This window comes from Staphylococcus sp. GDH8C109P, from assembly GCF_017893405.1.
Classification (GTDB): domain Bacteria; phylum Bacillota; class Bacilli; order Staphylococcales; family Staphylococcaceae; genus Staphylococcus; species Staphylococcus cohnii.
Window position 1 is genome coordinate 364,068 of sequence record NZ_JAESMX010000009.1, and the last position, 24,123, is coordinate 388,190.

Genomic DNA, 24,123 nt, shown 5'->3' on the forward strand with positions numbered 1-24,123 from the left:
AATTGTCTTTTATACATATGATTTGATATGATACAATTGCTTATTTATTAAAAGAAAGGTGTCGATACACTTTATGACAGTTGGTATTGATCAAATCAATTTTTATGTTCCAAATTTTTATGTAGACATGGCTAAACTTGCCGAATCTCGTCAAGTTGACCCAAATAAATTTCTTATTGGCATTGGGCAAAATGAAATGGCAGTTAGCCCAATGAGCCAAGATATTGTAACTATGGGTGCCAATGCTGCCAAAGAAATCATCACTGAAGATGATAAAAAACAAATTAGTATGGTTATTGTTGCTACTGAATCTGCTATAGATTCTGCTAAAGCATCTGCGGTTCAAATACATAATCTATTAGGTATTCAACCATTCGCGCGTTGTATTGAAATGAAAGAAGCTTGTTACGCTGCTACGCCTGCTATTCAATTAGCGAAAGATTATATTGCCAGCCGCCCTAACGAAAAAGTTTTAGTTATTGCTAGTGATACTGCTCGCTATGGTCTAGAATCTGGCGGTGAGCCAACGCAAGGCGCAGGTGCAGTTGCTATGATGATAACACAAAACCCACGTATTCTTGAACTAAATGATGACGCAGTCGCATTTACAGAAGATGTATACGATTTTTGGCGTCCAAGTGGACAACCGTACCCGTTAGTGGATGGTGCATTATCAAAAGATGCCTATATCCACTCATTCCAAGAAAGTTGGAATGAATATGCACGTAGATATAATACTACATTAGATACATTTAAATCATTATGTTTCCACGTACCATTTACTAAAATGGGTAAAAAAGCACTCGATTCTATCTTAACAGAAGATATCAACACAGAAACTAAAGAACGATTAACTACAGGGTATGACGCAGCAACTTATTACAATCGTTATGTAGGTAATATTTATACTGGGTCATTGTACTTAAGTCTAATTTCATTGTTAGAAACACATACTGAATTAAACGCTGGTGATACAATTGGTTTGTTCAGCTATGGTTCAGGTTCTGTTGGTGAATTCTTTAGTGGTAAATTAGTCGAAGGCTATCAAGATGCACTTGATATAGAAAAACATAAAGATCTATTAAATCATCGTACAGAAATCTCTGTTGACACATATGAAACATTTTTCAAACGTTTCGACAACCTTGAATTTGATCATGATATAGAGTTAGCAAATGAAACAAAAGGTATTTTCTATCTCGAAAGCATCAGTGATCATATTCGTAATTATAATACATTAAATTAAGTTTCAATTCACTTAATCTTACCTCACTTCATTTAGTATGATTGGTGACATAGAAAATAGTATATGTATCTAAAAAACTTTATCTAAAATCGAAGGTTAAATACAATTCCAAATATTCAAGCCCGTAAATGAATTTTTTGATATTCAATTACGGGTTTTTTTATATAAAATAAAGAGGATGACTTTTACTTCACTTACATAAAAGCCATCCTCTTTTATTATGTTAAACACATTATGATTAGATTACCTATGAGATTTAACCACGGTTCGTTTCGTCTAAATCTTGCGTTTCAATATCTCTTTTGGGTTGTAACGATAACCCTAAATATTTACGTTCTTCATTTCCATCTTTATATAAGGAAATCATCATTAAGATAACTACAAAACTAAACGGTAATGCTGAAATAATTGCCGCAGATTGCAGTGCATCTAATCCAGTGTCACCACCAGCCAATAATAGTACGTACGCGATAGCTGCTAATGCAAGTCCCCAGACAATTTTTATAAATCCTGACGGATTCAATGTACCATATGCAGTTTGCATACCTAAAACAAAGGTTGCAGAGTCTGCAGAAGTGATAAAGAATGAAGCGATTAATGCTAACGCAATAATTGATAGTATAAATCCAAATGGCAACTCGTTAAATATACCGAATAATTGCGTTTCTGGTGGCATTTTAAATATCTCGCTATGAGATTGCCCTACGTCTATACCAGTTACACCAAATGCACTAAACCAAATAATACTAATCACAACTGGTACACCTAATACGGCAATTACAAATTCGCGAATACTACGACCTTTAGAGATTCTCGCAATAAATATACCAACAAATGGACTCCAGCTCATCCACCAGCCCCAATAATAAATTGTCCAGCTTTTCAACCACTCAGCTTTTTGTTCATTTAATGGTGCCACGTCTAAACTATTAAAAATAAGTGAATTAAGGTAATCACCAGTACCACTTGTCATCATATTTAATATCAGTACGGTTGGTCCTACAATAAAAATAACAATAAGTAATAATGCTGCTAAAAACATATTTAAATTACTTAAATATTGGATACCTTTACTCAAGCCACTCCACGCACTATATAAAAATAACACTGTAACTACAGCAATAATAATTCCTTGAACAACAGCATTATTCGGCACACCAAATAAATAATTTAAACCACCGTTTATTTGTATTGCGCCTACACCTAAAGAAACTGCTACACCAATAATAGTAGCAAACACCGCTAAAACATCTACTACGACACCAATTGGGCCATCCACTCTATCGCCCAACACTGGTCTTAGCGTTCTAGAAATTAAGCCATTTTCTCCTTTACGAAATTGAGAATATGCCAAGCCTAATGCCACTACACCGTATACTGCCCAAGGATGAAATCCATAATCAATAAATGAGGACCTAAAGGCTTGTGCCATTGCTTCCTTTGTTTCAGGATCTGCTGTTGGCGGCGCTAAATAATGTGATATCGGTTCTGAAGAACCATAAAATACGAGACCTATGCCCATACCTGCACTGAATAACATCGCTAACCAAGATACCGTGTGAAATTCCGGTTTATCTGTTGGTTTACCTAATTTCAATTTCCCAATAGGGCTGAAGACTAAAAATACACAAAAACCTAAAATTACTGTATACAGTAACATATAATACCAGCCAAACGTTTTTGTTACCCAAGAAGAAATAACGCCAGTAATTTCTCCAAATTTAGCTGGAAAGATAGCTCCAATAACTACTAATAAGCCTACGACTAGTGCTGAATAGATAAACACACTAGAAAACGACTTTTTTGTATTATCCAAATTTTCCACCCCTCTAATAATAATAAAAAGACGTTTTATAGGATAACACACTGAGTAAGAGAAACAACTTTATATTTTTAGGAAATTTTATTGATAAAAAATACAAAATGTATAAAATAATAATATTTACTTACAATAATTTTCAGTCAGGAAACTATGTTATATTTACGGTTTTGTACTATGTTTCGGTCTATAAAGTGTTTGCATATCTACTTTTTCCAGTTTCAATAACTCAATTTTAGTATCAATGCCACCACCGTAACCAGTAAGACTACCGTTTTTGCCAACTACTCTATGACATGGAATTATAATAGAAATCGGGTTTGTGCCAACAGCACCACCCACTGCTTGTGAAGACATATTTGGTTTATTTCTTTTAATACCTATTTCTTTAGCAATATCACCATAAGTGACAGTCTCTCCATATGGTATTTTCAATAAAACATCCCAAACTTGCTCCCTGAATTCGGTTCCTATAGTTTTTAGTGCAAAATCTATTTTAGGATTATTTCCAGAAAAATATTTATCAAGCCAAATAATCGCTTTTTCAAAAATTGGTAAGTCTGCTTCTGTTAACGATTCATCATAATTTGATTCAAAATCATCATGTTTAGGTAACCACAATCCTGTAATTGCTTCGCCATCCGACGTTAGTGCAACCCGACCAATTGGTGATTCATAATATGTCTTATAGTGCATCGTATCACTTCTTTCTAGTATATTTTGTAATTATCATAATCCTTTTAAATTTTAATGTAAAATAGATCTTGATACTTCTTCATAATAGAAAGCCCTCGTAAGTAAATACATAGCTTCTTAGTTACTGCGTACCAAAAAGCGCAATTACTACATTGGACTCAATTTACCATGATATATTTATTTCCACCTGACCACTCAATTCACTTGCTTTATGATAAATGACAAGAGAAAAATCTAATTTTATGCAAATAAATTTCGTCGTCCTATACCAACAAAGATGACTAGTATTTAAAAAATTTAAAATGATGACCCGAGCTGAAGTTCATTCATAAGCCCTATTAATTCAATAAATTGAGTAGTGGCGTTAATTTTCACTTAAACCATCTACTGACAATATAAATGAGCCTGGAACAAATCAATGATGTCCCAGACTCAACGTAACTATGAATAAAAGAAATGTCTTCACTATTTAACTTTCCGTGTTGGTATAACGATTGCACTTGCTAAAACACCACATAATACTAAACAAGTCCCTACTATGAAGCCTACACCTGCAGCAATATGCATGTTTTGACCACTCTGAATAATACCAGTAAAAATAGAAGTCATAATTGCAATACCAAATGCACCACCTAATGTAGAGCCCATTTTAAAAATACCTGAAGCGACACCAACTTTTTCTGGTGGTGTCGTGGAAACCGCTGTACTTAAAGCTGGTGTAGCAAATAATCCTGTACCACCACCAAAAAACACAGCGCCAATTAGCGCTACAACAACATAAATAGCAGTATCAAAAAATGTCAAACTAAACATTAATACACCTAAACCAGTAAATATTGGTCCAATAATCATCGCACGTTTGGCACCAAATCTTTTTATACTTTTCTCACCTAAGCGAATGACAAGCAATAACGAAATTAAATAAGGCAATGTTAACAATCCTGCTTGGAAAGCTGTTAATTTCAAACCACTTTGTACGTACATATTTAATAAGGCAATTACTCCAACGCCAGTATTTAATAAGAAATTAGCTAAAACAGCACCAATATAAGGTCTATTTTTAAATAAATCTAAATCAATAAATGGCACCTTTTTGACTCGTTCTACTTTAAAAAATATGTATATACAAATTAAAAATATGACAAATAACATTACTGTTACACCATTTAGCCATCCTATTTTATAACCCTGTGTAATTACAAAGCTAATACTACCAATCATAATAATAAAAATAATTAAACCTATATAATCAAATGGGCTCGCTTCCGCTTTATTAATGCGACTTTCTGGTAATTCACGCAATAAAACTAAAGCCAAGATTGATAATATAATCGATAATATGAAAATGGATTGCCAAAAAATAAATGTAGCCATTGCACCTGCAAAAAAGGAAGATAAGCCAGTACCACCAAATGCACCGATTGACCAAAAACTGAGTGCTTTTTGTCTATCATCTCCATTAAAAAAGTCATTCACTATAGATATTGTGGCTGGCATGATAATCGCTGCAGAAAAGCCCTGTACAATTCTACCAAGTAGTAGCATCACAATATTTCCAGAAACAATCAACATCAGCGAACCGATAATACTCAACACTAAAGCAATTCTAGTTAATTTCACTTTACCAAATTTATCTGATATATTCCCAGCCACTACCATAAATACACCTGTCACAAATGATGTTAAACTCACTGAAATATTTACGATATCTGGACTCGCATCAAAAGTGGTTTGTATTTTAGGCCCAATATTCAAAAAAGATTGAGCAAATAACCAATAAGTTAATATAGATAAAACAATACCAGTTAACAACATGCTACCTGAGACTTTTTCTGTCTTCATTGTCATAAAAACATCCCCTATTTCAAATAATGATAATGATGAATCCATTCGTTCATCATTTTATAAATTTGAATACTATAATGAGTTATAATACAATTTATAAAAATTCATATACCTAAAATATTATCACTATTTTATAGAAAATTGGGATGTTACCCTCTAATTATTATGAATTTTCTGATAATTAAATTTAAAAAACTTAATTTTTTCTTAAAATTGACAATATCAAAATAATTTTTTGATCGCTTTAGCAAAATATCTTTTGAAGTACGTTACATTGTGTTGGCCTCTTTTATTGGTAGTATAATAGAGTGATGCCTTCTCAGAAATCATTAATTCACTTAATATATCTACAGCTAATTCTGTTTGAACAGACATTTCTTGTTTAATGCTAAGCTGTTGCTGTCCTTCAAGCTCCCCTACATACCAATAAATTTGTTTGTCCTCTTTAATAATCGTTTGTTGTTTCATAAATGCCACAAATCCTGGATACCATACTGAAGGTGATATTAATATATAACGGCCAAAACTTTCTGGACTTTTAAATAATGTATACAAAGAAAGTAATCCGCCTAATGAAGCACCAGCTATACCGATATCTTCAGTTCTTTGAGATATATTAAAACATTTTCTTAAATAAGGAAGCAAATGCTTAGTCATCCATAAAATATAAGCATCTGCTTCCCCTCTATAATTAATCCCATCTACGACTGCTCCCCATGGGCTATATTCCTGATTTCTATTGTTGGGAAGCACTCCGACAAATATAATATCTCGCTCAACATCTTTAAATAACGCGTCTCCATCTTGCACTAATATCAGCGGATAGCCATTTTCTTTCTTTTCATCATATGCTTTGGGCAATTTCACAAAAATCACATGTTGTTGAAAATGAATCTTAAATGTTTTAACATTCATTTTAATCACCACCTTCTTAGCAGTTCAAAAACACCACGCTTTAACTAGAGAAATTAAATAATTTTATTTTATTTTTTTTAGCATACTCTAATGCTAAAATTTCTAAAATATTGATAAAAGCTAAATTATCTTTAACTTTAATATATTGAAACTTTAACTTTTTTTCATTTGCTTTAATGTTTTTCATTTCCGCTTCATCTAAACCATGATGTTCTATATAAGCCTTTCTAAATTTTGTAGTTCCAGTGTCTGAAGCTGAATTAAATTGTCCTAATTTATCATATAAATCTTTTTGCGTAAATTTAAAACCAGTCATAAATCCACCAGCTTGTCCTACAAATATTGGTGTTTTATTTTCAAAAATCACAAAAACACCTTTTTGTTCTGCAACTTTACTTCTACTTTCATTATCAAAAGCAAGCGCATTTGCTTTATCATACTTAAATAATTTTTTTAATTGCTTATTATAGTCTTCTAACAAGGTATTTATTTTTTTCTCGCCATTCAATGTAATCATTCCTTTCTTTTTTCATTTAACATATACACCAAATGACCTCATATTAAACCTTTAGTTATCATTCGTACTTTTTCGTATTAATGAAATAGCTCAAAAGTCTTCATCGTAATTTTAATTTTTTCTATATATGCATGTTTTTTATACAACGAAAAACGTGCGTATACAGATGGTTTATCATGTAATAAACTCCGTATGCGCACGCTTTTAATCTCAAATTTTAATTGGCTTTAGATAATATTGTAAACTCGTGTATGCCACAATAAACACATGGTAACATTCACAAATGAACACAAATATGTTATTTAAGATAATTTAATACTGTTAATCCTACAGCTTCTGCAGAAACTCGCATTGAACTTTCACTGATGTTAAATTTAGGATGATGGTGCGGATGAATATCACCGTTTTCTGGTGCAGCTCCAGCATAAATAAATGTGCCAGGAATTGCCTTAGCGTAGTAAGCAAAATCTTCTGAAGGCGGTTGTGGCTCACATCTTTCAACACTTGAAATTGCATCAGTATCCGCTTCTTGTATAGTATCTACAACAAATTTTGTGAATTCAGGATCATTGTACAAGGCTGGATAATCATCATGGTAGTCTAATTCACATGTGACACCAAACATTGCTTCCAATCCTTCGGACAAACGTGTCACTTCTTTTTTAATTGTATTTTTAGTATCATCGGTTAACGCGCGTACGTCACCTTCTATTTCAATACTATCTTTAATCACATTGAATTGTCCTTTACCATCAAATGAACCTATTGTAACAACACCCGTTTCAAAGGGATTTAATCGTCTTGAAACAATCGTCTGTAATGTATTCACAAAGTATGCACCTGCTACAATACTATCATTTGCTGTATGTGGAGACGACCCATGACCACCTTGACCATTGACTTTAAGCTTAAAGAAATCACGTCCAGTTTGCACGTTACCTTCTCTGTAATAGATATTACCTGCAGGCATATGACTCATGACATGAACACCCAATACATGATCAACACCATCTAAAACACCGTCTTTAATCATTGCTTGTGCACCACCAGGAGGTACTTCTTCAGCTGGTTGATGTATGACAACAACTTTACCATTAAATTGATCTTTCATTTCAATAAGTGTTTCTGCAAGAATTAACATATATGCCGTATGTGCATCATGCCCACATGCATGCATGACACCATCATTTTTCGAAGCAAATGCTAGGCCTGTATCTTCTTGAATTGGTAAAGCATCAAAATCAGCACGAATTGCGATTGTCTTGCCTGGTTTACCACTATCAATAGTAACTTTCAAACCATTTGGACCCACATTCGTTTCAACTTTACAATCTTTACCTTCATAAAATGCTTCTATATATTTAGGTGTTTCTTTCTCACAAAAAGATAGTTCTGGGTGTTGATGTAAGTAACGACGTATTTCTATCATACGTGTTTCTTTTTCTTTCAATGTTTCAATCAATTGTTTCATTATAATCATTCCTCCAATGAAATATACGATACCTTAAAGCCATTATATTCTTTTCAAATGACAACGTTGTATTAATGAATTATGCTCTATTTTGCTTCTTAAACGATGGCACAGCTAGAAGAATAATGACGAATGAAAGCAATGCCATTAATACGTTTAACCATAAACCAGCCATCGCACCAAACTTCACATTTGTAGCTTCTGTAACAACGCCATATAAAGCTCCTGATAAAGCTATACCAAATGCGCCACCCAATGAGGAAGCCATTTTATAAATACCTGAAGCTACACCAACTTTATCTTCAGGAGAATTAGATATCGCCATATCTGTAGAAGGTGTTGCATAAAAACCTAAACCTAATCCATAGAGTAAATAACCAATAATACATACAACGACATATAGCGCACTAGGTAAAAATGTAAATGATATTAAAATAATACCAACCATATTAAACGTTGTACCTAACAACATAGGTTTTTTAGCCCCTACTTTTTGTAAAACTTTTTCACCGACTCTAATCATCAACAATACAGTAACCAAATATGTAATCGATAAAAGTCCTGTTTGGAATGCGTTGAAACCTATACCTTTTTGAACGAATGTATTGGCTACAAGCAAAGCACCTGCAACACCATTTAGTAAGAAATTGGATAATGTCGCCCCTGTATAAGCTTTGTTTTTAAATAATTTAAAATCAATTAATGGATTATGTTTTTTATTTTCAACTATTACAAAAGCTATGGTTGTGATAATAAATACAATAACTAGTCCTATTATAATAGGTGAAAGCATGCCAAATGTACCACTTTGAGTAATTACGACGTTAATACTTAACATCATAATTACAAAAAGCATCAACCCAGTAAAATCAAATTTCAAGTTTGTTGTATTATCAGATTTGGTTTCCGGTGTCCCTTTTATTAATAACATTGCAACTAAGGCAATAATAATAGATAAAATAAAAATCCATCTCCAACCAATAAAAGTTGAAACCATACCACCGAATAGAGATGCTAATCCTGATCCACCCCAAGAACCAATCGACCAATAACTCAGTGCACGCTGTCTATCTTTACCTTCAAAATAAGTCTTCATAATTGCTAAAGTTGAGGGCATAATCGCTGCTGCTGATAAACCTTGAATTACTCTTCCTATAATGAGCAATATCGGCAGGTTACTAATTATAATCAATAAAGAACCAATGATACTTAACCATAAACCAATATATGTTATTCTCACACGCCCTACTTTATCTGCTAAGCTTCCAGCACCAACAACAAACATTCCTGAGAATAGAGCTGTAATACTAACAGCAATACTTATTGTGCCAATATTACTATTAAATGATTGTTGTAACGTAGGAACTACGTTTAATAAAGATTGCGCAAATAACCAAAAAGTGACAACTCCTAATACAATACCTAATATTAATTTGTTGTCACCTTGATAACTCTTCGTATTTCCCTGTTGAGTCATTTGTTCATCCTCCTAAAATATTTTTAAAATGACAAATAGGGAAGATTAGCTTAGTTGGAAAATGTACTTATTATCGACATTTTCAATAAATGATACTTGCTATCCTCTCTATAAAATATAGTAGTAGGATATATTTTGTTAAAATATATAATAATTGTGGTTTTTAGTATCGATTATTTTCTAAATAACAATTGTAGTTTTAAATGACAAAAATGAACTATATTATTTTTGTCATTTTGTACCAAACTGCAAATGAATAAGCTGATTATTTTATCGCCAAACATACGACACAGCGATATATCAATTTTTATGTCACTCTACAACTACAATTAAAAGTATTTTTTAAATTCAATCAATTGTACAAATTGTGATGTTAATGTTGGAGGATCGATTTCAATTCCTAAACCAATGTGATGTTCAAATAAAAAACTTAAGCATTCATCTACTTTCATATATGGATGTATAGTAGGAATAAGTTCATCACTTTCAATAACTTTATTTTCAATATAGCCTTTTAAAATAGGATCTTTGATAAGCACATGGCCCAAACCTAAAAATTGTTGTACTTCTATCAGTTGTTTTCTGTATCTTTGAAAAAGTAATGTATCAAGGCTACCTATTTGAATCACATGATCATAATCTGACAAATCGTGTGTTTGATTGTAATTCAGCGTAATATCAATGACTTTTTGATTATAAGGAGATTGAATCATAGTACCAAGCGTTTGTTGGATATAAGTATTTAAATAGTATAGATACATTTGATAGTTTTCCGATTCAATTGTTGTTTTGGCAGTGTCCACAATATCTCCAACCTGATACCTTTTTCTATATTGCGAAGGCGTTAATTTGGTGTCTAATTTAAAATATTTCAGCAGCATATTAGAGTTACTAAAACCATTTTTCAAGGCGATGTGAGTAATAGCATCTTTTGTTTGTACTAAGTCGTTTTTACAATGTTCAATTCTAATATGATTAACATAATGATTGAAACCAATTCCCATATGTTTTGTAAATAACTTTGACAAATATGTGTGACTTAAATGCACCTTCTCAGCTACCTCACTTAACGTGATTGGTTTGGTGAAATTTCTTTCAATATATTTACATACAAAATCTAAGCGGTGATCATTAACATCATGTTCATGATTTATATTTTCATAAGCTGGCAAATATCTTACAATCATAAACATTAAGTCAATTAACAGTTGTTCCATATATAATCTATAAAACTTCCCTTTTCGAATATAGACGATACCTATCTTAGCCACAACATTCAGAATTTGTTGGTATATAACTTTTTGCAATGTCTGTGGATTTAAAATATATATTTTGTCATTGTAATCACTAATATATTGCTTTAAATACGATTCTTTCAAATGAATGGCGGTATATAAGGTATCTTCCTCTTCTATAAGTCGATAGCGCTCTCTATGATTGATAATAAAAACATCGCCTGCTTGAAATTTATGAATACTAGTCCCACTGACGAATTTCAACTTATTTTTTAACACGAGAACGATACGTACACCATCATTAAAATTAAACACTGAATTATTGTTGTGATTAAATTCGATATTATAAATTTTTTCCATAGCACACCTCTTTATTAAAATATATTTTAATAAAATAAATGTGTATTTGCTATTTTGTTTTTTAATTTGTCGTTAATTAAACATAAAGGAGTGCGTCTCCAAATATACTATAATATTGGCAGTGATTTATGCCGACTCCTGCGGGAATAGCACTAGCCGAAGACTACAGGCTAAGGTAGTGCCCGCGGAAAGCGTGCATAAAAAAACTGCCAACAAAGTCGGAGACTTTGTCGACAGTCTGAGACTAATCCGTAGTTGTACGGATTAGTCTTTTGCTTTAAATATGTGTGTTACATACTAAAACTTTTATTTTTTATTAATTGTTTTTTCAATTAATTCATTCAAATGACGAATATTTTCACTTTGTTGCGCTAGTAGCTTAACAATTTCATCATCTTCACTACCAAACGAATTTTCGTTTTTGTTATCAACACGAGTTGAAATGGCCGGTGATTTATCACTTTCATTTTGCGACTGTGTTAAATCTTTTTTATATGATTTTAAAGCTTCATATAAAAATGCGCGTTGCGTTGTTTGTTGTGCAATTTCGTTATATAGCATTTTCGTTTTTTGATCCACAGATATTGTATTATTTTCTTCATTATATGTGTTTTGTTGTTTGCGGATGCTAAATGTACGATCATAGCTATCATTACCTGCAGACTGATTGATATGTGCATAATTAGATGCCGGCATCTCGCCCTGTAGAGCATGCCCTTCAATATCTACATGTGGTAATATTCGATTTAACCATGCTGGCATATACCAAGATGCTTTGCCAAATAATTGTGTTAATGCAGGAATCAATAATAAACGTACGATAAATGCATCAAACAATATACCAAAGGCAAGTGATAATCCCATAGATTTGATCATCACATCATCTTGGAAGACGAATGCAATAAACACACTAAACATAATAAGTGCTGCAGCAACAACGACTGGACCACTTTCTTTAATACCTACTTTTATCGCGTGTTCATTATTACCTGTTTTACTATACTCTTCATGAATACGGGACATAAGGAATACTTCGTAATCCATCGCCAGACCAAAGAGCAAGCCAATTGTAATAACCGGTAAGAATGCTAGTAATGGTCCCGTTGTATCTACGCCAAATAGTTCAGACATAAATCCTTCTTGCATTACTAAAGTAGTAAAGCCTAATGTTGCCACTAAAGAAAGTACGAAACCTAGAACTGCTTTTAGTGGAATAATGATAGAACGGAAGACAACCATTAATAGTACGAACGCTAATGCTACGATAACACCAGCAAATAATGGAATAGCTTCATTTAGTTTTTGCGACATATCTATATTAATTACACTTTGTCCAGATACTTCGGTTTTGAAATTATATTTGTCTCTAGCATCATCATTATAATCTCTTAAATCATGAACTAAATCATTAGTAGATTTAGCATTTGGACCTTTATCAGGAATTACCGCTACTAATGCATAATCTTTACTTTTGCTCAATTGTGGCGGTGCAACCATCTTCACATTATCCATATCATTAATATCTTTACTCAAACTTTGTAAATCTTTTTGCAACGCTTCAGGATTATCATTTTGATCTTTCACATTTACAAGCATTGCAATTTGACCATTATATCCTTCTCCAAATTTATCAGATACAATATCATAGGCCTTTTTCTGAGTCGTATCCGCTGGTTTCATACCATCATCTGGTATACCTAGACGCATATCATTAATCGGTATAGCAGCTACGACTAAAATAATAAGTCCAATCAGTACTGCTGCAAGCGGTTTACCAACTACGAATTTAGACCATTTCGTATCTACATCTCCTGCAAACTCTGTTTTTGTTTGTTTAGGATGAATTTGTTTATGGAAAATACTGATCAATGCTGGTAATAAAGTTAATGCACTAATCACTGCGACAAATACACTAATTGCAGAAGCAAAGCCCATCACGGCTAAGAAATCTATACCAACAAGTGACAAGCCACAAACGGCAATAATAACTGTAACACCAGCAAAGATAACTGCACTGCCTGCAGTACCTACTGCTAAACCTATTGCCTTAATGTGATTGGGCTCACTTTTAACAATTTGCCGATATCTAAATAAAATAAATAGTGCATAATCAATACCTACCGCTAAACCAATCATGACTGCTAATGTTAAAGTCACATTTGGAATATCAAATGCATAGGTTAATAATGATATGATGCCTACGCCAGTACCTAAACCAAGTAAAGCACTAATAATCGGCATACCTGCTGCGATAAACGAACCAAACGTAATTAGAAGTACAACAAATGCTACAATAATTCCGATTAATTCAGAAGAACCACCAACTTCAGTAGATTCCATACCTGTACCCATTAGTTCCACTTGTACGTTATGATCATCTTCTAATTTTTCAACTTGATCTTTCACTTTATCTTTTGAATTTTCTTTTAATGACGTTGCAGACACATCATAATTAATATCAGCGATTGCTGTAGATTTGTCCTCACTGATTTGTTTATTATCATAAGGATCTGAGATATTTTTAATATCTTCATCATCATCCTTAATATCTTTCAATGTATCTTTGATATCTTTAGTCATATCTTGCTTCACTATGCCATTATCTGAATCACTTTTAAAGACTACTCTAATTTGAGCTTTCTCACTATCTTGTCCAAATTCGTCTTCTATTTTGTCATTCGTATCTAATGACTGTAAGCCATTCATTGTTATATCATTATCAAATTTAGGCGAACTTATTGTAAGCGGTATAATAATTGCTGCAAGAATAATCACCCAAGCAACTACACTCCACCATTTGTGCTTTGCAACAAATGAACCTAATTTGTATAAAAATTTTGCCAAACTATTGCCTCCTTAATTAAACAACGTTATAGTTTATACATATACTGTAGATTATTTCTATTGACATCTTATAATGATTTACCCTATTTAAAAAAGAACTAAATATGCAATTCCGTATACTTAAACTACAGATTAGGAGAATTGTAGAATGAATGAAAAAGATTTGCGTGTAATCAAAACAAAGCGGGCACTATCTCAAAGCTTATATGCATTATTAGAAAAATATGCATTTTCAACTATTTCAGTAAATCAAATTTGCAATGAAGCGTTGGTTCATCGCACAACTTTTTATAAGCATTTTTATGATAAATATGATTTACTTATTTATTTAATGACCTACTTAACCAAAGATTACTTTTCAACAGATATTAAAGAACGTATCAACAACCCTTTTACTAGCTTGGATCAATCCGTCACACACATTGACGATTTTAGTAAAATAAAGCATAAACAAGAAGATGATAAAGAATTTGAACGTACGGTTCAGAATCATTTTATTCGTATACTACAAAATGATATTAAAGCAAACGAACATCGGATAACGGTTGACCAAAGCGTTCCAATAGATTTAGTATTTTATGTTTACGGTGCTACTTTATATGGTTTTATGGAATGGATGCGTGAACATAGTAACAATATGTCACCTCAAGCCATTGATGCACTTTTTCATAAAATGATTAATATTCAAGTTAATGATGAATAAAAAATTAGCACATCAATAATTTTGACGAATTGCATCAACGTTAATTTAATTTTTAGTAAGTATTTAATACAATAGTATGAAAAGTGAGTATTACAAAGTAATTCTAAGCAAACTAAACTTGCTTACCGTGCAGTTCCTTAAATATGGTAAGTAGGCAATATGATATATAAAAAGCCCGTAAATGAATTTCAGAAAATTCATTTACGGGCTTTTTGATACTAGGATGATTTCCTAGTCATTTTTTATAATTAAAACATTTCTGAAACAACTTTTTGTTCTAAGAAGTGCAATAGATAGTCTGGGCTACCTGTTTTTGCATCTGTACCAGACATTTTAAAGCCACCGAAAGGATGGTAACCAACGACTGCTGCAGTGCAACCACGATTTAGATATAAGTTACCAACGTCATATTCTTTAACAGCTTCAATCCAGTTTTCACGGTTATTCGTAATAACTGCGCCTGTTAATCCATAATCTGTGTCATTAGCAATTTCTAATAACTCATTAAAATCTTTTCCTTTTACAAAACCAACAACAGGTCCAAATATTTCTTCTTGCATGATTTGATCGCTTGATTTAAGACCAGAGAAAATTGTAGGTTCAACAAAGTAACCTGTAGCACCATCAGTACCACCACCTTGTTCTAACTTACCTTCTTTTTTACCAATTTCGATATAATTTTTAATTTTATCAAATTGTTTTTGATTTATAACTGGTCCCATGTATGTGTTGTTTTCTGTATTTCCTAAAGTTAAATCTTGTGTAAGTTTAACAGCTTTTTCTAAAACTTCATCATATACATCTTTATGGACGATTGCGCGTGAACAAGCAGAACATTTTTGACCTGAGAAGCCAAACGCTGATGAAACAATCGATTCAGCTGCCAAGTCTGTATCTATATCTTTATCAACTACAATCGCATCTTTACCGCCCATCTCAGCGATAACACGTTTTAAAAATTGTTGTCCTTCTTGAACTTTTGCAGCTCTTTCAAAGATGCGTGTACCTGTCGCACGTGAACCTGTAAACGTCACAAAGTGCGTGTGCACACTATCAACAAGATAGTCGCCAATTTCTTTTGGATCACCAGGAACAAAGTTCACAACACCTTTTGGTAAACCTGCTTCTTCTAATACTTCCATTAATTTATACGCTGTTAACGGCGTATCTTCTGCAGGTTTTAAAAGAACTGTATTACCAGCAACAACTGGTGCTAAAGTAGTACCCGCCATAATTGCAAATGGGAAGTTCCATGGTGGGATTGTTACCCCAGTACCAATTGGTTTATAAAAATATTGATTGTGTTCTCCTTCTCTATCTAATACTGGTTTACCATCTGCGAGTTCCATCATTGATCTAGCATAATATTCGATGAAATCAATACCTTCAGCTGCGTCACCAACTGCTTCGTCCCATGGTTTACCAGCTTCATACACCATCACTGCCGATATTTCTTCTTTGCGTCGTCTAATAATTGCTGCAACTCTAATTAAAAATTCAGCACGATCTCTGTGTGTCCATCGTTTCCAAGATTTATAAGCTTCATTAGCCGCATCAAAAGCTTTATCTACTTCTTTTGTTGTAGCTTTTGATACTTCAGCAATAACTTCAGAAGTGTTTGCAGGATTGATAGATTGAAATGTATCCTTAGTAAAAATTTTCTCCCCATTAATCACTAACGGAAGTTTTTGATTTAATTCACCTTTAACTTTCTTTAATGCTTCTTTGAATGATTCGACATTGCTATTATCAGTAAAGTCAATGCCTGGTTCATTTGTATAGTTGACAACCATTTTTTCTACCCCCATGTAAGTTTGTAAATAGAAAACTAAAATGGAAAACTTCCATTCTTATTTTTATTGTATAGGTATCACACAACAAATGCAATCGCTTACAAAAACTTTTGTAAAAATAAATCGCATTTTATATCTATCTTTTTAACGATTTTACTTCTCTTTTTTCAATATTGCTCAAATTACTTTAAAAGAACACTTTCTTTAACTTCTTTATACATATAATTATGAACTTAAAGAAAGTGTATGATTCATATGATGACGATTTAAAATTGTTTCTAAGTTCATCTAATTCATTGTTAAATGACCATTTTTATCATGACAACGAACAATATTTAATTTTTATGTACTTTTTTTCTTTTATTATGTTTATGTGGTTTTTTAACTAACAGTATAATACCTGCAATTAACCATAACAAAGCCGTAATAATATTTAATGTAAACACACTGACAATAGCAAGTAATATAAATATCACACCTACTGTTTTTGGTATTTTATTAATTAATAATACAAAAATTAATGCTAAGATTGTCGTAACAATAACTAAACCTAAAGCAACAATAAATAATTGGCTTATATGATCTAACAATTGTGAAGTTTCTGTTTGAGTTAAATTATTGCTAATAGCTTCTTGATTTTCAAAAGAGTCCATTAATGAACGCTTAAAACTTCGATCATTTAAAAATGGTGCAGCAATAGCCATTAAAAAAATTAGTACAAATTGTATGAAAATTCCTAGCCAAACTAGTACTTTTTCTAAAGTACGTTTCATACGCAACCTCCTTAGCAATTTATAAATTTTCATATTTTCTATACCCATAAAAATATGAATCATGCAACTTAATCAATATAATAATTTTTATCAGAATTTTCAATGAATAGTGTCATTGCATTAGGGTAATTTCTTAATATAAATTAAAACAAAGGGATGATTTAATACTATTATGAATGACAAGAATGCACACGCCAGAAAGAAAAAACATAGAAATCTTGTTTATATGATATCTGTTGCAATTATTGTACTTATCACATTAATAGCAGGTATTTTCCCTAAAAATTTTGGGAGTCATGCACAACAAGTCTACGATTATATAGCAAATAGTTTTGGGTGGCTATTTTTAGTAATTATTTTTATTTTAGATATATTTTTAATTGCTTTAGCCATTTCACGTTACGGTCGTTTTAAATTGGGTGACGATAATGAAGAGCCTGAATTTTCTATGATGTCTTGGATTGGAATGCTCTTTTCTGCAGGTTTGGGTGTCGGCATTGTATTTTGGGGTGTAGCAGAACCATTAACCCATTATTTACATTCGCCATTTCCTGGTAAAACGCCTGACGCCTCTGCAGAATCCGCTCGTGTTGCTATGGGCTATACTTTTTTCCATTGGGGTATTTCTCAATGGTCTATTTTCGCAATTGCCGGTTTAACAGTGGCGTACTTCCAATTTAGAAAAAAACGTGATGGTCTTATTTCAACCGCAATGGAACCTGTATTTGGTGAATCTTATAAACGACCATATAGAAATATAATAGATGTATTAGCAATCATAGCTACAGTAATGGGGATAGCCACATCTATTGGCTTAGGTATTATGCAAATTAGTGGAGGTCTTCAACATGTCTTTAATGTCCCTAACAATAATGTCACTAAAATATCAATCACTATTTTAATGGTAGGTATCTTTTTAACGTCAGCAATTACTGGCTTAAATAGAGGGGTAAAATGGTTAAGTAATATCAATATTGGCTTAGGTGCAATATTACTTATCTTCATGTTTATTTTTGGTGATTTTAAATTTATTTTAGAATCTTATACATTAGCAATAGGTGATTATTTACGTCATTTTATTGAATATAGTTTACGTATCAGCCCTTATACTGGCGATAATAGCTGGATACAACAATGGACTGTTTTCTATTGGGCATGGGTTATTTCATGGTCGCCATTTATAGGAGGTTTCGTAGCTCGGGTATCTCGTGGAAGAACGATTAGAGAATTCGTCGTTGGTGTATTAATTATACCACCTTTAATTTCGTTTACTTGGATAGCTGGATTTGGTGGTACAGCAGTGAAAATAGCATTAAATGGTAACGACAACATTGCAAACATTGTCGACAAGGATTATACTGTTGCACTTTTTGAATTATTATCCAAGTTTCCTATCGCTGACATCACAAGTGCATTAGCAATTGCACTCATCTTTATATTTATCATCACGAGCGCTGATTCTACCACACATATTGTTGCAGGTATGGCAACTGGTGGGATCGCCAACCCTAAAATCAAACATAAAATTATTTGGGGGATATTAATTGGTGCTATATCTGTTTCTATGACAATTGCAGGCGGTTTGACAAGTTTACAAACTGCATCTGTTGTTACAGGTCTACCATTCTCAATTATTTTATTACTCATGATTTTTTCTTTAATGCGCGCATTAAGAAGAGAACCAACTGAACACTTTAAAATGACTTACATCAATGATGATAAAGATTATTCTATACCGCTAGAAGAACGTGAAACAAATGATTTAGAAACTGATGCTGATGCTTCAGTAGAAGAAAATGAATCAAATCACAATGCTGCGAAAAATAAAAATCATGATGCAGATACCAAAGACAAAGATGATTAATTGACCATGTTGTTCGAAATTATCAAACTAGCTCAATCATTAATGTTTATACGTGTTTAAAAAATCTCAACTGGATAGCGGCGTAGTATTGAAATTAACGATATTTCGATTTCAATACTACGTCTGTTTTTATTTTTTCTAAATATTCCGAACAATTTGTACTACTTATATGTTGATTTTTGCTAAAATATATCTAAGAAGCTAATTTAAGGGGATGAACACATAATGAATTTACAAAACCAACACCCGAGTACTTTAAGAAAAATGATAAGTAAAGGTGAACTCACTGGTCATACAAGTGGAATGGCTAAAGGTTATGTCCAAGCCAATGTAGTCATATTACCCTCTGCCTATGCATATGATTTTTTAAAATTCTGTTTTAGAAATCCTAAGACATGTCCGCTTTTAGATGTATCAGAAATAGGATCAACTTCTTTTCCTACTTATGGTAAAGATGCTAACATCACAAATGAAGTAGCACAATATAAAGTATACCGTTATGGAGAATTAGTGGAGTCTCCTACTGACATAGCTCATTTATTTAATGATGACATGGTGAGTTTTTTGATTGGCTGCAGTTTTACTTTTGAGCATGCTTTGTTGGATGCTGGTTTACCAATTCGTCACATTGAAGAAGAGCACAATGTTCCAATGTATATAACAAATATTCCAGCCGCATCAAGTGGTCATTTCTCAGGAAATATCACTGTAAGTATGAGGCCGATGACCATGCAACAAGCTATAAAAGCAACAGAAATTACAACCCATTTTAAAAATGTTCACGGTACGCCAATTCATATAGGTAATCCATCAGAAATTGGCATCGAAAACATAACAAACCCTGATTTTGGCGAGCCTGTCACGATTAAAGAAAATGAAGTCCCTGTATTTTGGGGCTGTGGAGTTACTCCACAATCTGTTGCGTTAGATGCTAAGCCAGAATTGATGATTACACATGCACCTGGACATATGTTTATCACTGATGTCCCAGATAGTCAGCTAAGTAATTAATATAAACTTGAACTTGTTTAAACACATATTTTTAATGTTATAAAAATAAAAACACAGCAAAATGGCATCCATTTAATATTGATGGATGCCATTTTGCTACTTTTTCATTTATATAATTGACTTTATGTTAAGTGTAAAATACATACGATGGTTTTAAATTGATCTTTCATATCGTTTATCTATTACTCAGTATTATCGTGCTTCTATCTCTTCTTTCGAAACGACTGGATAATTTTTAAACCAAACAGAACAAACATAACCTACGATTAAACCTATAATACCTACAATAGCACCATATATAATGATTTTTATCGGGTTATTGAAACCGAACATAACAAGGAAACCTGCGAGCGGTGTAGCTGTACCTGTAGCATCATTAATCATACCAGATGTTGCTATAACCGCACCTGCTAAAGCTCCCCCAATAAAGTTGGCAGTATAAACGGGCACTGGATTTGCAGATACAACATCTGCTTGTGATAATGGTTCAATACAAACCGCAATTCTAGATTTGCGATCTCCAAGTTTTAGTTTATTAAACATCGTACCATTAATGAAAGATGACGCAAATGAAACCATTGCCGCAATTGCCATTGGCATTCCGGTTAAACCTAATAATGCAGTCAACGCCATGGAACTTAATGGTGCTGTCCCAACTACTGTAATGACGCCACCAAGTATAAGCCCCATAATAATCGGGTTAATTTCTGTGGAACTTTGGATAATGTCTCCAATTTTCAATAATGAATTATTTACTAATGGCGTGATTACAGTAGCTACTAACCTTGCTAGTGGCGCTATAATCAAAATGCCTACTATTAAATCTATGCCGTCTGGCACTTTATGTTCTGCAAACTTCATTAAATAACCAATTGCATAACCAGCAACAAACCCTGGTATTAAATCTAAACCACCACAAGCCGCTGCAATAACCAAAGCATAAACAGGTGAAACACCTATTGCTAAAGCAACTAAACCTGCAGCTGCCACGCCGCCTAGTCCACCAGCAGCATCACCAAGATCTCCTAAAAATTTAATGCCAAATAGATCTCCGCCAACATATTTATGAAAAGCTTCTACTAAAAATGTTGCTATCGCTGCATTGGCTAATGCTCCCATCGCACGCATGCCATTAGGAGCACGATATGTAAATAATGTAAATAACACTAAAACAACGATTAAAAACAAGGTTCCTATTAAAATGTCCATGAATAATTCTCCTCTTTCTTTGAACTACTCACTCTTTAAACTTGTGAAATAAATAGTTCAATCCTTTCTATATATGGATGCTAAAGCTACTTGCAACAAATAAATATTAAATTATTTGTAATTAACAAAATATAAACTTTTCAATTTCCATATTTATACATTCTAACACAAATTTTCATTATATTCCGAACAATTTTATTATTTTCTATTTAAGCTCCGCGGAACATTTTTTAAAACAAATTTAATTTGTTTTAAAATTTCACACAATAGTATTTTATTTATCTTGTAGCAAATAAAAAGGAGCAGTAACATCATCCGTTGCAAACGTTGATTCATGTTACTAACTCCTATTAAAAAAGTTCAATATATAATTTAAGCTCATAAAGTCGCTTAGTTGTTATCAATCGTTTTTATTGGTTTTGCCGGTGAACCTATTGCAACTACATTCTCTGGAATATCTTTAGATACAATACTTCCAGCGCCAATAACTGTGCCATTACCAATTGTAACTCCAGGTAAAACTATAACATTTGCGCCAATCCAAACATTATCTCCTATATGTATTGGTAGCGCTTGTTCCAATCCTTGGTTTCTAACTTGATAGTCTAAGGGATGTATCGCAGTGTAAAAACCACATTTCGGTCCAATAAATACATGATTGCCCACGAAGATTTTACCACCATCCATGAAATAACAGTCATGATTAATAAACACCTGCTCACCTAAAAAAAGGTTATAACCATAATCAACATAAAATGGACTTAATAATTCTAAGTGATGTGGTTCAGCATGTAACAATGCTTTCAAAATTGTTTGGCGTCTCTCTTTATTACTGGGTTTAGTTTGGTTTAATTCAAAGCATAAATCTTTTGCTATATTTCTTTCTTTGTCCAAATTTGCATCATACCATTGTCCAGCTAACATTTTTTCTTTTTCACTCAAATTTCATCCCTCACTCGTCTTCACTAATTTATCAGATTAACTATATCATCTCGTCGTGATATTTCTAAATAAATGCCTTTTCACTAAGCGATATAAGAAAGCCATTGGTACATTAACGTTCCAGCATAATTACCAATCACATAACCTAATGTGCCTACAATTAATATAGGTCCGACTAAATCAGTCCAACCTTTACCTATCGCTAATGCTGCTGCAGTAGTGGGCCCTCCAGCGGTTGCATTACTTGCTAATAATATCTCTTCTATATTGAATTTTAACAACTTGCCTAACAACAAGCTTATCCCTAAGTTAAATATTAAAATAATCATTACAAAGATAAATAACAGCGGTGCCGTTTTAACAATTGTAACAAATGAAGCCGGTGTACCTATGACAACAAAGAAAATATAAATTAAAAATGTTCCAATTTCAGAAGCACCTGCTAATTTTTCAAAGAAATCTCCCCAAATGGCAACAATGACAAGCGTTAAAGTTGTAAGCAAAAGATAGAAATCTCCAAAAAATGACACAAGTATAGTTAAGACCAAATTACTTTGAGGTACGACTTGTTGTATGAATTCAGAAAGTTTAAAACTGATTGCAACAATTGCGATCGCTGCAGCGATTGAAAATGCAATATCTAATAATTGAATTTTTTTAGGTTGCCAAAATGATGCTTGCGATGCTGGTGAATGATCACTTTTATAATGTGTATTAAAGTGTTTTTTAATAAACGGTATCGATGGAATCGCAATTAATAGCAGAAAATATAATGCCATTACACTATTATCTGCGACAACTGTGGATGAAACCATTTCTCCAGGTGTTTTTAATTTGGAACTCAAAGCAGCAAAATTTACGCCACCACCAATGTAGCTTCCAGTCATCATTGCACCTATTTTAGATAAATAAGGTACTGAATGATTTAATATGATAAAAGCTACAGTTGTTCCAATCATGGTCCCTACTGATGCAATTAAAAAAATAAACAACAATCGTCGACTTTCTTTCCAAATTTTTAATATATTCGCACTAAAAAGTAGTAATGGTATAGATAAAGGAACAATATAATCCCACACCGTATCATAAACTGGCGCACTCGTCGGTATAACTTTAAAGTTAGAAAGTATCATCGCGCCTACCAGTGCAATAATCGCCCCTGATATCGTACTTGCCCATTGATAGCGTTGTTCTAAAAAGATACTTACTGTTGCCCACACTATAATAATTGCCCACAATACCCATGTATCATCTTTACCTACCAGTGTACCCAATATCATAAAATCACTCCCTTTATATCTCAAATGCACAAGTTTAAACTTATTCTAACAATAAACCACTCTTTTTTTACAATTTTCTGAAAAATAAATTGTCATTACTTTTCCAAATTGATATTCTAACTA

The 24,123-nt window shown here is 32.7% G+C and carries 18 protein-coding genes; 4 read left to right on the forward strand and 14 right to left on the reverse strand.

Features of this window, described 5'->3' with window-relative positions; genetic code table 11:
- Positions 1–73: 73 nt before the first annotated feature.
- Positions 74–1,246 carry a hydroxymethylglutaryl-CoA synthase gene (locus tag KA867_RS03605; protein WP_107383988.1) on the forward strand — a complete coding sequence of 391 codons (1,173 nt, stop codon included), beginning with the start codon at positions 74–76 and terminating at the stop codon, positions 1,244–1,246.
- Between the two features lie 256 nt (positions 1,247–1,502).
- Here the strand turns inward: KA867_RS03605 and KA867_RS03610 are convergent, their stop codons facing one another.
- The 9 genes from KA867_RS03610 to KA867_RS03650 all read right to left on the reverse strand — a co-directional run bounded on the left by KA867_RS03610 (position 1,503) and on the right by KA867_RS03650 (position 14,425).
- The gene (locus KA867_RS03610; protein ID WP_107383987.1) at positions 1,503–3,062 is read right to left on the reverse strand and encodes a BCCT family transporter; all 1,560 of its coding nucleotides are present in this window, start codon (positions 3,060–3,062) and stop codon (positions 1,503–1,505) included.
- 165 nt (positions 3,063–3,227) lie between these two features.
- Positions 3,228–3,761, reverse strand: a complete 534-nt coding sequence (locus KA867_RS03615; RefSeq protein ID WP_210137054.1) for a methylated-DNA--[protein]-cysteine S-methyltransferase — start codon at positions 3,759–3,761, stop codon at positions 3,228–3,230.
- Positions 3,762–4,226: 465 nt separating this feature from the next.
- Positions 4,227–5,603, reverse strand: coding sequence for an MFS transporter (locus KA867_RS03620; RefSeq protein WP_481906153.1), 1,377 nt, complete (start codon positions 5,601–5,603; stop codon positions 4,227–4,229).
- Between the two features lie 225 nt (positions 5,604–5,828).
- Entirely contained in the window at positions 5,829–6,521 is a 693-nt protein-coding gene (locus KA867_RS03625; protein WP_183076628.1) for an alpha/beta hydrolase, read from the reverse strand.
- Positions 6,522–6,561: 40 nt separating this feature from the next.
- Entirely contained in the window at positions 6,562–7,029 is a 468-nt protein-coding gene (locus KA867_RS03630; protein ID WP_107383983.1) for a hypothetical protein, read from the reverse strand.
- 307 nt (positions 7,030–7,336) lie between these two features.
- Positions 7,337–8,512, reverse strand: coding sequence for a M20 family metallopeptidase (locus KA867_RS03635; RefSeq protein WP_210137174.1), 1,176 nt, complete (start codon positions 8,510–8,512; stop codon positions 7,337–7,339).
- Between the two features lie 76 nt (positions 8,513–8,588).
- Positions 8,589–9,986, reverse strand: a complete 1,398-nt coding sequence (locus tag KA867_RS03640) for an MFS transporter (RefSeq protein WP_107383982.1) — start codon at positions 9,984–9,986, stop codon at positions 8,589–8,591.
- Between the two features lie 329 nt (positions 9,987–10,315).
- Positions 10,316–11,581 carry an AraC family transcriptional regulator gene (locus tag KA867_RS03645; RefSeq protein ID WP_245355903.1) on the reverse strand — a complete coding sequence of 422 codons (1,266 nt, stop codon included), beginning with the start codon at positions 11,579–11,581 and terminating at the stop codon, positions 10,316–10,318.
- 306 nt (positions 11,582–11,887) lie between these two features.
- A complete protein-coding gene (locus KA867_RS03650) occupies positions 11,888–14,425 on the reverse strand; it encodes an MMPL family transporter (RefSeq protein ID WP_210137056.1) in 2,538 nt (845 codons plus the stop codon).
- Between the two features lie 148 nt (positions 14,426–14,573).
- Here KA867_RS03650 and KA867_RS03655 point away from each other — a divergent pair, with 148 nt between their 5' ends.
- The gene (locus tag KA867_RS03655) at positions 14,574–15,128 is read left to right on the forward strand and encodes a TetR/AcrR family transcriptional regulator (protein ID WP_107384328.1); all 555 of its coding nucleotides are present in this window, start codon (positions 14,574–14,576) and stop codon (positions 15,126–15,128) included.
- Positions 15,129–15,376: 248 nt separating this feature from the next.
- On the opposite strand, the gene pruA is transcribed toward KA867_RS03655, so the two are convergent.
- Positions 15,377–16,921, reverse strand: a complete 1,545-nt coding sequence (gene pruA / locus KA867_RS03660; protein WP_019470000.1) for an L-glutamate gamma-semialdehyde dehydrogenase — start codon at positions 16,919–16,921, stop codon at positions 15,377–15,379.
- Positions 16,922–17,256: 335 nt separating this feature from the next.
- The gene (locus KA867_RS03665; RefSeq protein WP_107504760.1) at positions 17,257–17,694 is read right to left on the reverse strand and encodes a DUF4064 domain-containing protein; all 438 of its coding nucleotides are present in this window, start codon (positions 17,692–17,694) and stop codon (positions 17,257–17,259) included.
- Positions 17,695–17,866: 172 nt separating this feature from the next.
- Between KA867_RS03665 and KA867_RS03670 the strand changes: the two genes are divergently transcribed.
- Together KA867_RS03670 and KA867_RS03675 are read left to right on the forward strand one after the other, a co-directional pair.
- On the forward strand, positions 17,867–19,558 hold the full coding sequence (locus KA867_RS03670) for a BCCT family transporter (RefSeq protein WP_107384330.1): 1,692 nt from the start codon (positions 17,867–17,869) through the stop codon (positions 19,556–19,558).
- A gap of 225 nt (positions 19,559–19,783) precedes the next feature.
- The gene (locus KA867_RS03675; protein ID WP_107384331.1) at positions 19,784–20,569 is read left to right on the forward strand and encodes a putative hydro-lyase; all 786 of its coding nucleotides are present in this window, start codon (positions 19,784–19,786) and stop codon (positions 20,567–20,569) included.
- A 192-nt stretch (positions 20,570–20,761) separates the two neighbouring features.
- On the opposite strand, the gene KA867_RS03680 is transcribed toward KA867_RS03675, so the two are convergent.
- The 3 genes from KA867_RS03680 to KA867_RS03690 all read right to left on the reverse strand — a co-directional run bounded on the left by KA867_RS03680 (position 20,762) and on the right by KA867_RS03690 (position 24,000).
- Entirely contained in the window at positions 20,762–21,778 is a 1,017-nt protein-coding gene (locus tag KA867_RS03680; protein WP_019469996.1) for a PTS sugar transporter subunit IIC, read from the reverse strand.
- A gap of 390 nt (positions 21,779–22,168) precedes the next feature.
- A complete protein-coding gene (locus KA867_RS03685; RefSeq protein ID WP_210137057.1) occupies positions 22,169–22,720 on the reverse strand; it encodes a sugar O-acetyltransferase in 552 nt (183 codons plus the stop codon).
- A gap of 83 nt (positions 22,721–22,803) precedes the next feature.
- Positions 22,804–24,000, reverse strand: a complete 1,197-nt coding sequence (locus KA867_RS03690) for a DUF819 family protein (protein WP_107386270.1) — start codon at positions 23,998–24,000, stop codon at positions 22,804–22,806.
- Positions 24,001–24,123 lie beyond the last annotated feature (123 nt).